This window comes from Methanoregula sp. (genome assembly GCF_050010295.1).
In the GTDB taxonomy this organism is placed as follows: domain Archaea; phylum Halobacteriota; class Methanomicrobia; order Methanomicrobiales; family Methanospirillaceae; genus Methanoregula.
Genome location: NZ_JBEKLH010000002.1, coordinates 40,702 through 54,882, shown reverse-complemented (window position 1 = coordinate 54,882; position 14,181 = coordinate 40,702). Strand labels below are relative to the sequence as shown.

Annotated in this window: 17 protein-coding genes; 11 read left to right on the top strand and 6 right to left on the bottom strand. The window is 54.8% G+C overall.

Annotation, left to right across the window (positions count from 1 at the left end):
- Position 1: 1 nt before the first annotated feature.
- On the bottom strand, positions 2-2,062 hold the full coding sequence (gene fdhF / locus ABSB80_RS03250; RefSeq protein WP_428368113.1) for a formate dehydrogenase subunit alpha: 2,061 nt from the start codon (positions 2,060-2,062) through the stop codon (positions 2-4).
- A 359-nt stretch (positions 2,063-2,421) separates the two neighbouring features.
- On the opposite strand from fdhF, the gene ABSB80_RS03245 reads away from it, so the two are divergent.
- Together ABSB80_RS03245 and ABSB80_RS03240 are read left to right on the top strand one after the other, a co-directional pair.
- A complete protein-coding gene (locus tag ABSB80_RS03245) occupies positions 2,422-3,021 on the top strand; it encodes a hypothetical protein (protein WP_428368111.1) in 600 nt (199 codons plus the stop codon).
- Between the two features lie 125 nt (positions 3,022-3,146).
- A complete protein-coding gene (locus ABSB80_RS03240) occupies positions 3,147-3,788 on the top strand; it encodes an FmdE family protein (RefSeq protein ID WP_428368109.1) in 642 nt (213 codons plus the stop codon).
- Positions 3,789-3,918: 130 nt separating this feature from the next.
- On the opposite strand, the gene ABSB80_RS03235 is transcribed toward ABSB80_RS03240, so the two are convergent.
- A complete protein-coding gene (locus ABSB80_RS03235; protein ID WP_428368107.1) occupies positions 3,919-5,067 on the bottom strand; it encodes a putative sulfate/molybdate transporter in 1,149 nt (382 codons plus the stop codon).
- A gap of 417 nt (positions 5,068-5,484) precedes the next feature.
- On the opposite strand from ABSB80_RS03235, the gene ABSB80_RS03230 reads away from it, so the two are divergent.
- The 6 genes from ABSB80_RS03230 (at position 5,485) to ABSB80_RS03205 (ending at position 9,593) form a co-directional block, all read left to right on the top strand.
- Entirely contained in the window at positions 5,485-5,940 is a 456-nt protein-coding gene (locus ABSB80_RS03230; RefSeq protein WP_428368105.1) for a ferritin-like domain-containing protein, read from the top strand.
- 197 nt (positions 5,941-6,137) lie between these two features.
- Positions 6,138-6,419, top strand: coding sequence for a hypothetical protein (locus ABSB80_RS03225; RefSeq protein WP_428368103.1), 282 nt, complete (start codon positions 6,138-6,140; stop codon positions 6,417-6,419).
- A gap of 17 nt (positions 6,420-6,436) precedes the next feature.
- Entirely contained in the window at positions 6,437-6,625 is a 189-nt protein-coding gene (locus tag ABSB80_RS03220; protein WP_428368101.1) for a hypothetical protein, read from the top strand.
- Positions 6,626-6,637: 12 nt separating this feature from the next.
- Positions 6,638-6,823: a hypothetical protein gene (locus ABSB80_RS03215; protein WP_428368099.1), complete on the top strand. Its 186-nt coding sequence runs from the start codon at positions 6,638-6,640 to the stop codon at positions 6,821-6,823.
- A gap of 148 nt (positions 6,824-6,971) precedes the next feature.
- Positions 6,972-7,760, top strand: coding sequence for an MBL fold metallo-hydrolase (locus tag ABSB80_RS03210; protein ID WP_428368097.1), 789 nt, complete (start codon positions 6,972-6,974; stop codon positions 7,758-7,760).
- A gap of 180 nt (positions 7,761-7,940) precedes the next feature.
- The gene (locus ABSB80_RS03205) at positions 7,941-9,593 is read left to right on the top strand and encodes an ATP-dependent DNA ligase (protein ID WP_428368095.1); all 1,653 of its coding nucleotides are present in this window, start codon (positions 7,941-7,943) and stop codon (positions 9,591-9,593) included.
- Here the strand turns inward: ABSB80_RS03205 and ABSB80_RS03200 are convergent.
- The 4 genes from ABSB80_RS03200 to ABSB80_RS03185 form a co-directional block, all read right to left on the bottom strand.
- On the bottom strand, positions 9,584-10,729 hold the full coding sequence (locus ABSB80_RS03200) for a hypothetical protein (RefSeq protein WP_428368093.1): 1,146 nt from the start codon (positions 10,727-10,729) through the stop codon (positions 9,584-9,586). The genes ABSB80_RS03205 and ABSB80_RS03200 overlap by 10 nt on opposite strands.
- Before the next feature lie 27 nt (positions 10,730-10,756).
- A complete protein-coding gene (locus tag ABSB80_RS03195) occupies positions 10,757-11,050 on the bottom strand; it encodes a hypothetical protein (protein ID WP_428368091.1) in 294 nt (97 codons plus the stop codon).
- An 18-nt stretch (positions 11,051-11,068) separates the two neighbouring features.
- Entirely contained in the window at positions 11,069-12,190 is a 1,122-nt protein-coding gene (locus tag ABSB80_RS03190) for a glycosyltransferase family protein (protein ID WP_428368089.1), read from the bottom strand.
- 197 nt (positions 12,191-12,387) lie between these two features.
- Positions 12,388-12,549, bottom strand: coding sequence for a hypothetical protein (locus tag ABSB80_RS03185; protein WP_428368087.1), 162 nt, complete (start codon positions 12,547-12,549; stop codon positions 12,388-12,390).
- Positions 12,550-12,555: 6 nt separating this feature from the next.
- On the opposite strand from ABSB80_RS03185, the gene msrA reads away from it, so the two are divergent.
- The 3 genes from msrA to ABSB80_RS03170 all read left to right on the top strand — a co-directional run bounded on the left by msrA (position 12,556) and on the right by ABSB80_RS03170 (position 14,143).
- Positions 12,556-13,062 (top strand): peptide-methionine (S)-S-oxide reductase MsrA, encoded by a 507-nt coding sequence (gene msrA, locus ABSB80_RS03180; protein WP_428368085.1) that lies wholly within the window; start codon positions 12,556-12,558, stop codon positions 13,060-13,062.
- A 62-nt stretch (positions 13,063-13,124) separates the two neighbouring features.
- Complete coding sequence (locus ABSB80_RS03175) at positions 13,125-13,379, top strand: hypothetical protein (RefSeq protein WP_428368083.1); 255 nt, start codon at positions 13,125-13,127, stop codon at positions 13,377-13,379.
- Between the two features lie 323 nt (positions 13,380-13,702).
- The gene (locus tag ABSB80_RS03170) at positions 13,703-14,143 is read left to right on the top strand and encodes a MarR family winged helix-turn-helix transcriptional regulator (protein WP_428368081.1); all 441 of its coding nucleotides are present in this window, start codon (positions 13,703-13,705) and stop codon (positions 14,141-14,143) included.
- The last annotated feature ends 38 nt before the right edge of the window (positions 14,144-14,181 follow it).

The following is a 14,181-nucleotide window of genomic DNA, read 5'->3' as shown; positions in this document are numbered from 1 at the left end:
GTTACTGCGCCTCCTTGATCTTTTCTACTGCAACGGCACAGTGCTTGAGTTCCGGCATCTTGGAGAGCGGGTCGAGCGCCGTGTTGGTGAGGTTGTTGGCACCCTCGTTAAAATGCATTGGCATGTACAGCACTTTCGGGGCCACATCATCCGTCACCCGTGCAATGGTGATCGTCTCGCCACGGCGGCTGCGTACTTTGATCTTTTCGTGTTGCTTTATGCCGAGCTCTTTTGCATCCTGCGTGTTGATCTGGATATAGGACTCGGGTACCTCGTAGTGCAGCGTCGGGCTGCGGTCCGTCTGGGTCCTCGTATGGTAGTGAAAGATACAACGCCCGGTCATGAGCGTGTATGGGAACTCTGCATCCGCTACTTCCGCCGGCGGTTTGTACTCGAGGCCGAAGAATGTCCCCAGGCCGTCGGCAGCCGCGAACTTCTCCCTATGCAGGATCGGGGTCCCCGGGTGTTCGACCGTCGGGCAAGGCCAGTGGACGGACTCGGGCTTCTCCATCTTTGCGTACGTTGCACCGAACATGGACGGAGTGCATGCCCGCATATCGTTCCAGACATCTTCGGCGGTCTTGAAGTCGAAGCCTTTCAGTCCCATCTTCTTTGCAAGCAGCATGAAAATTTCAATATCCGTTTTCGCTTCGCCCGGGGCATCGACAGCTTTCCGGACACGGTTGATCCGCCGCTCACCGCTCGTAAACGTCCCGTCCTTCTCGGCAAAACAGGCACCGGGGAGGACGACATCAGCATACTGGCAGCTCTCGGTCCAGAAAATGTCCTGGATGACGAGGAAGTCGAGCTTGTCAAGCGACGCCTTCACATGGTTCGAATCGGGATAGGAGACCACCGGGTTCAGACCGAGGATGTACATCGCCTTGATCGGGTCCCCGCACTGGTTGATCTGCTCGGTCAGGGTTGCACCATACCAGTCAGGCAGGCCGGTAACTCCCCAGGCCTTCTCCATCTTCGCACGGTTCTCGGCTGTCTCACACTTCTGGTAGCCGGAGTAGACATTCGGGTATGCGCCCATGTCGCAGGCACCCTGCACGTTGTTCTGGCCGCGGAGCGGGTTGACACCGACGCCGGGGCGCCCGATGTTGCCGCAGAGCATCGAAAGGTTGCCCATCGAACGGACGTTATCGGTCCCGGTGGTGAGCTCGGTGATGCCCAGGCAGTAGATGATGACCGCGTTCTTTGCTTTGGCATACTTACGGGCAAAATCCTTGACCTTCTCGGTCGGGACACCGGTGATCTTCTCGGCATCGGCATACTTCTCGACGGTCTTCTTGAGGTCATCGAACCCTTTCGTACGGTTCTTGATGAACTCCTTGTCCTCAAGGCCTTCCTTGATGATCCAGTACATCATGGAGTTGGCGAGCGCGATGTGGGTGGACGGGTTGAACCGGATCCAGTCATCCGCGAGCCGTGCAGTTGCGCTGTACCGCGGGTCGACCACGATGATCGGGATCCCTTTCTTCTTGGCCTGCACGACGCGCCGGGCGGCAAGCGGGTGGGCCTCAACCGCATTGGAACCCCACATGACGATGAGGTCGGAGTTCAGCACATCCTCGAACGGGTTGGTGGCTGCCCCGGATCCGAAGGAGAGCGAGAGACCGGCAACTGACGGGCCGTGGCAGATGCGGGCGCAGTTGTCGACATTGTTCGTCTTGAACGCGACCCGTGCCCATTTCTGCATGATATAACAGTCCTCATTGACGGTACGGCACGAGACCTGGAACCCAAGGGACTTGGGGCCGAACTTGTCGGAAGTCTCCTTGAACTTCTTCGCTATAAGATCGAGGGCCTCGTCCCACGAGGCCTCCTCGAACTTGTCACCCTTCTTGATCAGGGGCTTGGTCAGCCGGTCCTGGCTCTGGACCGGTTCCCAGCAGGTCGCGCCCTTGGGGCAGAGCTTGCCTTCGTTCACCGGGCTGCGCTTGTAGGGTTCAACCCCGACGAGCTTGCCGTCATTGACAACAAGGTTCAGACCGCAGCCTACACCGCAGTACGGGCAGGTCGTTGGTACATACTTTAACAGAGTGTTTTCAGCCATTTACGTTCACCTGAATTGTCCACACATGCACGCTTGGTTCACACACAGTTGCCGCCCGCAAAAACAGTGATGGATCCCAAGGCGGCTTCCATGCACACTGATGAAATGTTCCCCGGGGATCTTCCATACCGGATGATACGGACGGTGGTTTTCATGGATTGTTAATGAGTTATATTTGAATGAAGGATCGGTTACACCGGAACATTATATAAGCATTCTGGATTTTTCCTGAAATCTGGTGAACAACAGTGGGAATTTAAATAATCGAACCTGACATGCTTAGTACAGCCAGGAAATAATGAAATACGATTACCCGCTGTCCTTCGCTACGGTCCCGGGTGCCGGAAGGAATGACCGGTATGAGAAAACCCAGAATCCCCCCGATGCTCTCCGATCTCCTGTGCGGGACGCTCTCCGCATGCGACGGCGCGGTCTTCGGCACATCCGGCCCGTGCCCCCGCTGCGGGGGGAGGGCATCCGGGTACGATACCAGGAAAAAACAGTTCGCCGTCCTCCTTGAGGATGACCGGAAGAGGACGGTCCGGGTCGAGGTCCGGCGGTTCTCCTGCTCGATCTGCGGGACCGTCTGGTGCGCCGACGAGCCGTTCTACCCGGGCACCCGGATCGGCTCGCCCATGGTCGACCTCTGCATCACCCTCGGGCTGACGATGCCGTACACCCGTGTCTCCATGTACCTTGCCACCGCAGGCATCGTTGTCGACCGCTGGAGTGCGCGGAACTATGTTCTGGGGAACCGCCGCCCCTGTCCCTCCCTGGAAGTGTTCGGCATCCGCCTCCCCGGTTCGGTTGTCGCGCTCTCTTCCCTTCTCGCCACCATGACGGAAGAAAAACCTTTGAACGCCGACGCGATCCTCGCCGCGTGCAATTACCCCTCGGCACTCCCGCCGGTATCCGAATCGGCGTCCGGCAACCGTCCCGGGGAGGGTGGCCGGGATTAACAGAAACGCCTCGTTGAAAGGGGGGATTCGGGTGCTTCACCCCAACAAAGGATTTTCATGGGACCAGACCAATGCCCGGAAATTTTTGATAACATGTTTATGAGATCTCTGCAAATACCATGGTGATGAAGGGCAGTACGCACAAGGACTATCCGGAAGACCTGAATTCCCGCATGGACGCCTGCGGTGTCAGCCAGCGCCTGAAGGGCTACATCCTCAGATGTGTCGACCTTCACTCCTACCCGGCACCGGGAGTGCTCATCGGTGCCTTCATGGTTGACTATGCGCTCGAACTCCTGGGAGCTTCTGCGGACGAAAAACTCTACGCGGTCTGCGAGACCCCGAAATGCGCCCCGGATGCACTCCAGGCAATCGCCCATTGCACCACCGGCAACAACCGGCTCCGCATCATCCCCATCGGCAAGTTCGCCATCACCATGAACATAGCATCGGACGGCTCTATAACAAGAGCGGTGCGGATCTTTGTGGATCTGGAAAAACTCAGAAAGTTCCCTGTCATCAACAGCTGGTACGCCAACAGTCCTGCATTTAACAAGTCTACGATGAAGGATACCCTCCAGGACGAGATTTTCCGGGCAGGGCGGCAGATCCTGTCGTACGAATGGGTCAGTGTAGGGGTAAAGCCCAAACGGAAATGGAAATCCGTGACCTGCAACGTCTGCGGAGAGACCGTCCCCGACTACCTGATCGAAGGCGACCGCTGTGCTGCCTGCGGTTCCATGAAATATTATGAAAAAATTTCCTGATACCCTGCCAAAGGGCCAGGATCAGATGCCGGCTCCTCATTCCGATCACGCAAAACATGTGGTGCTGAAGCCCATGGTAGTACGATAATTCACCCTGCCCAAATAACCGATCGGCTGGATGGTCGTACCTTCAGCAGCTACTCTGTACCTTCTTACCCCGCGTCCACCCGTACAGGTAGACGATGATCATACCGGCGATGAACGCGATTGTCATGGAGCTGACCAGAGCCAGCACCCCGATGATAACGGTCACGAAGAGGCTGTCAGTTTTGAAGCTGTGACGCCCCATCTCGATACCGACAAAGACAAGGAGCGCACCGAGGACCCCCACAGCGATGATGGAAAGGACCTGGGGCGAAGTAAAGAAAAGGGCAAGTACGATGAAGATCAGGCCTGCGTATACATTTGCGCCTCCCGTCCGCGCCCCGTACCGGTACTGTCCTGCCAGCCCCCCCGCGCCGTGACACATCGGGAATCCCCCGAAGGGGACGGATGTCAGGTTCATCAGCCCGATCGTTGCCGAGAATTTTTTTGGGGGCACATCTTTCCCGAACAGGTCTTTGGTGAGGAGCGATGTCGCAAGGATCGCATTCGCTATGGTGAGGACCACCTGCGGCAGGACCAGCGTTGAAAGGGCTGACGGGATATCAGCAGGAAGCGGGATCACGAGCTGCGGGAAGGGGATCAGGCTGACCGGGGGGATACCGGAGATAAGAATTCCCCCGATGAAGCCAACGGCAATAACACAGATAGAGGAGAGGTCAGGGAACGAGCGGTAGCGTACCAGGATAAGAAAACCCACGATGACGGCAATACCGATACTGAAGAAGAGCGGGTCCTTGATCACGAAACCGGCCGAAGACTTGAAAAGGAGCAGGGCAAGGCCCAGCTGGATCCCCCGGACCACACTCTGGGGTACCCATCGTTCGATGATCTCAAATAATCGCCCGTAGCCAAGCAGAAGAAATATGATACCAAGTATAAGCCCGGATGCCGCAATCTCCCCTGCTGAAATACCCCCGACAGCTCCGGCAGCGATAACAACTACCGCAATCGCTTTCATCGGTTCGAGCGGGATCGGAAGGCGGTAATACAAGCCGGTCAGGATGAACCATATCCCGAAAAAGAGAAGAATGTAACGGGGATTGACATCCGACACCAGAGCAACGGCGAGGACAAGAGGGATGATAGTCCCGAAATCCCCAAGGGAACCCGCAAGCTCAGAAAGGGAGAAGGATAGTGGTACTGGAAGATCCAGAGGCTGAGTGTTGGTGTCCATACGTGGCTGACCAGGCAATATAAGCTCAGATTTCTTTTACATGCCGAAAATTATGAAACGGGGGTGAACAATAATCAGAATAAAGTAACGACGATTATAACAATTAACCTTTTCAAAAGGACGTTCTTTACCGGATTTACGGAATGCGCCGCACCGTGGTGATGAAACCATGAGGGCTGAGTGGTGGACGTTTGGTGTCTTTAAGATTGTGCGGGCGAATTTCTTCATCAGATGGTTCTCTTCTTTGGTGGAGAAACTGACAAACCGGAGGCATCGGATATAATCACAAGAGGTCTGTGAAAATCCGTGTTTTACATAAAAATTCTTATAATAGTATTGGATTTTTCAATTTTTTATAAAATCAATGTGCTTAAATAGGGAAATTGTCAATAATCATTTAAACAAGGTGCGTATACGATGAAAACAGATGATGCAAAGAAGATACTCTCACTCGCAATTGACAGGGAAGTCGAGGCATACACATTCTACCGCAGTGTTTCTGACAAGGTGAAGGACCCGGCATTGAAATCACTTTTTAACGAGCTTGCTGGCGAAGAGAAAAAACACCGGGAATTCCTCCAGGCGTTCCTCTCACGGGATGTATCAAAATTCCATTTTGATGCCGGGAAGGACTATAAAGTCGGGGATGCCCTTCCGACACCTGCCCTGTCCGTGGGCATGAAACCTCTCGAGGGGCTTGTTATCGCCATCAAGAAGGAACTTGAAGCGATGCAGATGTATACCCAGCTTGCCAGCCATTCGACCGATGTCGAACAGCAGCTGCTCTTTTCCCAGCTTGCAAATATGGAGAGGGCCCACAAGGCCAGGCTTGAGGATATTTACACGAATATGGCCTTCCCTGAGGCATGGTGACCGGATCGGGTACTGAAAATCCAGCAGGATATATCCCGTATTTTTTTCTCTCACATTAGTTCTTCAGAAAATCCCGGTTCAGGGTGAATTGTCATCTTTTATCCCCGCAGATACCGGGCTCCATGACCAGAATTATTGGTAGTTATCAAAAAGGCATCTTTTAACCGCGCATAATCCCCTACAGGATCACTTCTTTTTTGGAGCCTGACCCCTCAGCACCCTGGAAGATCGCCCTCATCAGAACGTTGAACTTCAGGGAATCTCAGATCCCGGATTTCACAGGTTACAGGAGGACCGTGGCATTCTTATATCTGGCGAAGGAGGAGTCTGCAGGGGGGTTAAGGGCCGGGACAGCAAAAATATCTCCGGTCCGGGTTTCCTGCAGGGAGAGATCATCCCGGGGTAGGAAATGCCTGAAAAAGGATGAAAGGAATTTCGCCAGAGAGTATTCAATAAATTTATCAGGTTGTCAAAAGTAACAGTCATTAAGATCGCTATGTCTGATTTGCTCACCGATATTCTGATTTATACAGGTATAGGGATTATTACGTTCACGATTGGAATGATCCTCGGGTACCAGCTTCTGATTATGTACTATACGAAAAGGTTCATGATAGTTGCAAAAGAGTGCTCGGACACCGATTCCGTTATACCTATCGTGGATGAACTTGCCAAGGAGACGTAAGGAGGAAACCCCATGGTTGATGTCGTAAGTTACACCCTTATTATCATAACCTGCTTCTGCTTCGGGCTTATTGTCAGTTTCCAGATAGCGCATATCCATTACTGCCGGAAGCTTACCCTGCTGGTGAGGCGTTCCATATCCACAAAGACCATAGCGCCGGTCCTTGCCGAGTATGAGGCCCTGAAGCTGAAAAAATAATTTTTACAATAGTGCCGGATACACAACACCCAACTCTTTTTTGTACTCCCAAAAATCAGCCGCTCATCCAATAAATTTCTGCTTTGGTATCTTTAACTGCCTGACCCGGGTTAAACACTCTAATACGTAGACTGCGAATAATGAGACGATGCACTGTACGGTTCTTGCCAGCGGGAGCAAAGGCAACTGCATGGTAGTTGCTGGGAGCGAGGGTTCAGTCCTCGTTGATGCAGGGCTGAGCGCAAAAGAGACCCTCCTTCGCATGGAGCGTGCAGAGCTGGACACCGGCAGGATCGAAGCGATCCTCATAACCCATGAACACGGCGACCATATCAAAGGGCTCGACGTGCTCTCCCGTCGTCTCGGTATACCGGTGTACGCGACGGGAGGGACACTTAGCGATTTCCTGACCAACCGGCGCACGTCCAATAAACCGGTGGCCAGCCACGTGTGCCGTTTTCACGAGCATTTTTCTGTCGGGGGGTTCGTGATTGAGCCTTTTGCAACGTCCCATGATGCAGCAGAGCCGTGCGGTTTTATTATCCGGGATGGGGATCTCCGGCTCGGCTGCTGCACTGACACCGGAATCATGACACCCACTATGGTCGGACTCCTGAGGCTGTGCGACGGGGTCGTGCTTGAGAGCAACCATTGCCCGGAGATGCTGGAGAACGGGCCCTATCCGGAATCCCTGAAACGCAGGATCCGCTCGAAACGGGGTCATCTCTCGAACCCGGCAGCGGCCGGTTGCCTGCGTGCCTTTGGCAGAGACGTGCCAAAGGTCATCCTCGCCCACCTGAGCGAAATGAATAACACGCCGGAAAAAGCGATGCTGAGTGCCCGCGAAGGGCTCGGGCTTTTCTATGACGAAAACCGGGTAATCATTGCCACCCAGTCAGGGACAACTGCCTCCAATTCCCAGTTTATCACGCTGTAAGGAGAACGGCAATCCTACGTGATCCCGGTATGCACATAACCTGAGTCCGGACCCTTGCTAAAGTGAGGATTACCGGATTTGTGCCGGTTTTATCAGAACCGGATTTTTTGTATCAAAAGCTGTCCGGGAAAACAAAACGTTAATCCCATTGTCAGGGCAACATCTCAAGCGATCACCGCAATGCTTTTTATGGAATTTTCCAGGACCTGTGAAAAACTTGAGGGGATTTCAGGGCGCCTGGAGATGATAGATATCATCAGCAGAGTCCTTCCTGACCTTTCGGACGAGGAACTTCCGGTCTTTATCCGGTTCGTCATGGGGAGGATATTCCCTGACTGGAGTTCCCGGAAACTCGGCATCGGCCCCAACCTCCTCTACGAGGCGATCGGGTATGTATCTGGCATGAAAAAAGAGCAGGTCGTCGAAAAGATAAACAGGACAGGGGATGTCGGACAGGCGGTTGAGGAACTGCTCTCGCTGAAGTCCCAGACCACATTCTTTCACGAGGACCTCGACATCGTGCGGGTATACCATGAGCTGATCAGCATCGCGGAGGAGGAAGGGAAAAAGTCGCAGCGGGAGAAACTGCTCGCCGTCCGCCGTCTGCTTGGCAATGCCCACCCGCTCGAGGGGAGGTACCTGGCCCGGATTATGCTCGAAGAGCTCCGTATAGGTGTGGGGGAGGGAAGCGTGCGGGAAGCCATCGCAAAAGCCTTCAGCGTAGACCCGGCTCTTGTCGAGCATGCCACGCAGGCCCTCAATGACATCGGCGAGGTTGCCCGGCTCGCAAAGAACGGGCCCGCTGCCCTGAAGGAGGTCAGGATAACCGTATTCCACCCGGTCAGGATGATGCTCGCGCAGCAGGGCACCATCGCCGACATGATCAAAGAACATGGCGAGATCGCCGCCGAGTATAAGTATGACGGTTCCCGGTTCCAGTTCCATAAAAAAGGCAACTGGGCCCGGCTCTACTCCCGCAGGCTTGAGGATGTGACCGGCGCCCTGCCCGATGTCATCCAGCAGCTGATGGGGGCAACCGACCACGATGTCATTCTGGACGGGGAGGTCATCGCGATAAAGGGCGGGAGGCCCATGCCGTTCCAGTCGGTCCTCCGCCGGTTCAGGCGCAGGCACGACATAGCGGAAGCACAGGAAGCTGTCGAGATGGTGCCGAATGTGTTCGACATCCTCTATCTGGACGGGGAGACCCTCATCGACCTGCCGTTTCACGAGCGGCGGAAAAAACTTGAAGAAGTCGTGAAGATGTACATCGCCCCGCAGGTCGTCAGCAGCGATGCCGGGGAGATAGAAAAGACCTACGATGCGGCCCTTGCAGCGGGCCATGAAGGCATCATGATCAAGGTGCCTCTTTCCCCTTACTCTCCCGGCCAGAGAGGGAAAAACTGGATCAAGATAAAACCGGAAGTCGATACCCTCGACCTTGCAGTCATCGGTGCCGAATGGGGGGAAGGGAAGCGTGCGCACTTCTTCGGCTCGTTCCTCCTCGCCTGTCAGGACCAGGGAAAACTCGTCCCGCTCAGCCGGGTGGCGACCGGGTTTTCCGATGAGCAGCTCGCCGAGGTCTATGGCCTGCTGAAAGACTCCGTTATCTCGGAGGCGGGAAAGGAAGTGAGATTCGAGCCTTCGCTTGTTTTCGAGGTGGGGTACGCGGAGCTCCAGGTCAGCCCCACGTATGAAGGGGGATTTGCCCTGCGGTTTCCCCGTTTTATCAGGATCCGGGACGACAAGGACATAACGGACGTGGAAACGATTGCCGGCATCAGGGACCGTTATCGCCGCCAGGTGAACTCGGGGCAGGCGTATCAGAACTGAAAGAGCGTCCGCTGCGTCCGGAGTTCAGGGATGAGGGTGCTGTGCGATACCCATGAGCCGGACCCGAGAACGGCGGATGCCTTCCCGATTGCTGTATCGAGCGATTCGCACGAGACGGGTGGAAGTTTCATGGCTTTCCTCGTTGCCTCGCGGATCACCCAAGTCCCAAGCGGGGCCCAGTATTCGCTCGAGATGCTGCGCACCACGATCACCCGTGCGGATCGCTGTATCTTATTCAGGTATTCGCAGACAGCGAGCCGGGCAGAGTAATAGGCCCCCGAGATCGGGGAATAGCCGTGCTTCGTCATCCCTTCCCAGTCCTGAACGATCACCTCGTCGTCTCCGGCCCAGAGTGTCTTCCTGCCCCAGATCTCTATCATCTCGTACTTCCAGTCGCCCGGGACAATGATACATGCTATGCGGTTCCCATACAGTTCCCCGAAGAAGAGGAGGACCTCTTCAATCGGCGGGAACCGGCCGATCTCTTTTTTCAGGTCTGCCGAGATGGTGTCGTCTACTGCCGTGATCGCCCAGCGCGTGGGGACAAACTTCCTCTTCCTGCCAAGGAGCCCGGCGGTCATCAGTTCTGAGATCCGGTATACGTCAATATCCGAATTCCTGAGGGCGAGGCAAGCGTCGGCTGCGCCAACATCGGTGTCAGAAATGATCCGGTCAACAACCCGTTCCACCCTCGCATTCCCGATGACGTCCATCTCTTTTACGGACCCGGTGAAGCCGACAGGGGCGACGGTCCCGTCAAAACTCAGGCGGAATGCAACCGGTCTTTCAAATGCCACGTCCACATCGAGAGGGACCGAGGAGATCGCGATCTCACGGATATCGTCCTCTACGGCGTGGAGCCCGGTGCTCCCCCGGATCGTGCGGGCACGGATTCCCACGATCTCCCCGATACCGAGAGCCCGCCCGATCCAGTCCGGGGGGTTGTCGGAATCATTGACCATGAGGGGCCCTCCCCTCACGTCCGGGTACCCGAAACTGCCGATGAACAACGAAGGGGCACGCCCTTGGTAACTGCTCGCAGGTTTCATATCAGCCTGGGCGTGGAACCGGCTCACGATCGGGCAGCGGGCAAGGCCGCACATGCCTTTTCCCTTGCACTCTGCACACCGCATCATGCCCTGCCCCGGATCGCTGACGATGATTTACTGCCCACCTTTAAAAAGGGTGTCGGTGCAGACCTGCCGGAGGTCAGTGGTCTTCACAACCTTGCTTACCGGTTCTGCAAAAGTGACCCGCCACCCCACATCATACCGTGCCCCGCATTCCGGGCAGATAAGGATCACCCGGAAGACCTCCCGCGTGCACCTGACAGGGTTGTCTTTCCCGGCATTCATGTTGATGAAGGAAGTATGGAACCCGTATTCATATCCACAGGACGGGCAGATACGGAGATCATCCTCGATACTGAGCGTTGTTATTTCGGTACTGACCGGCATGGATACACCTGATCCTGATTAAGATTTGCCCCTGATATTAAGTTGCCTGCGGGCTGCAACAGCAGTTATAATATCAGTCGCATTTTTCCGGCCATTGATCGCGGCATGGACCTCCCGGAAGGGTTTTGGGGTGATGTCCATGGTCTCGGCAATTTTTTTCTCCAGCATGTCCAGCGTAACACGCCTCCCATCAACAGAAGTGCCTGCACCCATGTCCACAATCTTTTTTGCATTGTTCTGCTGTTCGGGATGGTCCGGGTCCATGATGATCAGCACCGGTTTTTCAAACAACAGGGCCTCATGCAGCGTCGTGAGACCGCCGTGCACGATCGCAATTTTTGCTTCGGCGAGGTGCTCGTACAGGTTCGGGACATACCCGTGGGACTCGAAGTTGTCCGATGATTCCGGGAGCACGGGCCCGGTGTAAAAAACATCGAAGAACAGATCCTTCCGCCGGTCAGCAATCATCTTGAGCATGAGGTACATGGGAAGTTTGTACGGCTCGCCGCCAAAACTGGTGAAAATGGTCTTCTTGGAATAGGTGTACCGTGAAGGGTCGAAATCATAGAACGGACCGGTATAACTGTACCGGCTTCTTTCGTTTTCAGGGACCAGGATATTGTATTCGCTCACAGTGTCCGGGGCAGGATAGTCCGGGATGATGACATGGGTCGCCAGGCGCAGGTAACGCTGGATCAGGAAGTTGAGGCTTTTCCAGACCGGATTGGTCGTCCCGTTATGACCGTTGAAGTGGTTCTGGTTGGTGATAAAAATGACCGGGACGTTCCGGAGCCGGGATGCAATCACCCCGCCATACATGGTATCGCACACAACGCAGTCAAACCGGTATTTCCGGATGAGGTTTCTTACGCTCATGGCTGACCTGACCATATCGAACACGATCGATTTTGAGTACCACAGCGTCTTTTTCAGGCTGAAGAACCCGTTTGTCCCCTCGAGCCAGACTTCCCGGTGGATCCGGTGGATGTGCGTACACCCATGCTGGCTCATGAAATCGAAGGATTTCCCGTAGCCGGCAAAATGGACGGTGTGGCCCTGCTGCTGCATGTAATGCCCGAGATGGAGACAGCGGGAAGCGTGTCCCAGTCCCTCGCCGCAGACGACAAAGAGGATCTTCATGAATTCCTGCCGGATGAATTGGTCCTGATTCCTGATGAAATGTTAGTCCTGCCCACCGGATCCCATAACCGGTTCTCTTGTCTTCCGGGAGCCGGGTTTTTCCGGGGCGACAATCCATGCAATGAGACAGACGATGAGACCGGTCCCAGGGGAGAGGTGGGTTTCGGCGACCCGGACCAGCCGTATGACCGTCGGGTCTACGGCAGGGGTTCACCGGGGCCGGCACCGGCACCCCCGGGCATCTTCCCTTCAGCTGCATGGTACAGCCGCTTCATGCTGATGAATTTGGTTTCAAGGATTAAAAATACCGGCTCTGTTATTCCCCCGGTAACAAGAGTCTTATAGTAACAGCAGTCCACGGCATAATGGATAGTGCGATGACGGGAACCGAGAATAATCCTGGAAAAGCGACGTTTGGGGCGGGGTGCTTCTGGGGGGTTGAAGCCGCATTCCGGAAGGTAAACGGGGTGCTGGACACCGCTGTCGGTTACATGGGCGGGACGATGAAAAACCCGACATATGAGGACGTCTGTTCCGGCAGGACCGGGCACGCGGAAGTCGTGCAGGTCACCTATGACCCGGAAAAAGTCAGGTACGACCAGCTCCTGGAGGTCTTCTGGTCCATTCATGACCCGACCCAGCTCAACCGGCAAGGGCCGGACATCGGGTCGAACTACCGCTCGGTGATCTTTTATCATGACGCAGAACAGGGAAAAACTGCAAGGAAATCCAAGGAAGGTGTGGAAGTGTCCGGAAGGTTCGGGTTCGGCAAGGTCGTGACCCGGATCGTGCCTGCCACGGAGTTCTACCGGGCCGAGGAGTACCACCAGCGGTATTTTGAGAAACACGGCGGTGGAAGCTGCCATATCTGATACTCTGAACCTCCGGATCCCAATCCGCATGGCTTAATATCTATCCGGAATAGGTGGGTAGTATGCAAGTCTCTGACATCCTGCAACTTATCGCCACGCTCATCGAAATCGTGATCGCGGTGGTCGGGGTCCTCATCGCAACGCAGAAGAAAAAGACGTATGGCTGGTTCATCGCCCTCACGTTTGCGCTCTTCATGGTCTTTGACCTTGCCCGGATCCTTGCGCTAGACATCCCGGCCGACGTCTATTCCCTGATTCTGCTAGTGGCCTGCTTGTCGATGCTGTACGCAATGTGGCTGGTGTGGAAGGAGAAGTAGGATAGGGTGCACAAAATTTTTAAGATTGACTTGTATCATTTCCGGATAACATACGAAAAACTATAAACCGGCACAGGTCCGTGACCCTCGTTTGCCCGTTCAACCGGTCGTCATGAAGATGATGAACTGGATATGGGTACGTGTCAGTCGTCATTTCTTGTTCTTTCTGCAGGCTTCGAGAAGGGGAAAATGGCCCGGGCAGACGCAAAAATTCCTTGCAAATGGGGCAGGGATATTCCCTGAGAAACTCTGGTACGACACAGTTTATAAACAGAATAGTTTGATCATAAAACTATTAATCCATAAAACCCAACCCTCCAGATGTGACCGAGGATCTCAGGGACAGGATTGCAGTGCTTATGCTCTCCATCCTGCCGTTTTACCATAAGAAAATCTTCAGGTCGGGGCACTGCGCTACCGGTATACATGCTGCACAGTACCGCACGCTCGGTGTCCTGATGAGGGAGGGCACTCCCCTTACCATGTCGGAACTGGGAAAGCGGCTGTACATATCGAAACCCTACATGACGGTACTCGTCGACCAGCTGATCAGGGACGGGTATGTCGAGCGTATGCCCGATACCCGGGACCGGAGGGTGATCAACATCAGCATCACTCCTGCCGGCAGCAGACATCTCCGGCGGGCGGGTGCGGAGTATAAGACAGATATCAAAGCAATTCTTTCCGACCTGAATGACGAAGATCTCAAAGAACTCTGCTTGTCTCTTGAAAAACTGCACAGGATTTTCGCCAAGATCAACTGAGGAGATTATACCGATGGGCAACGAAGTATTCCAGCGGC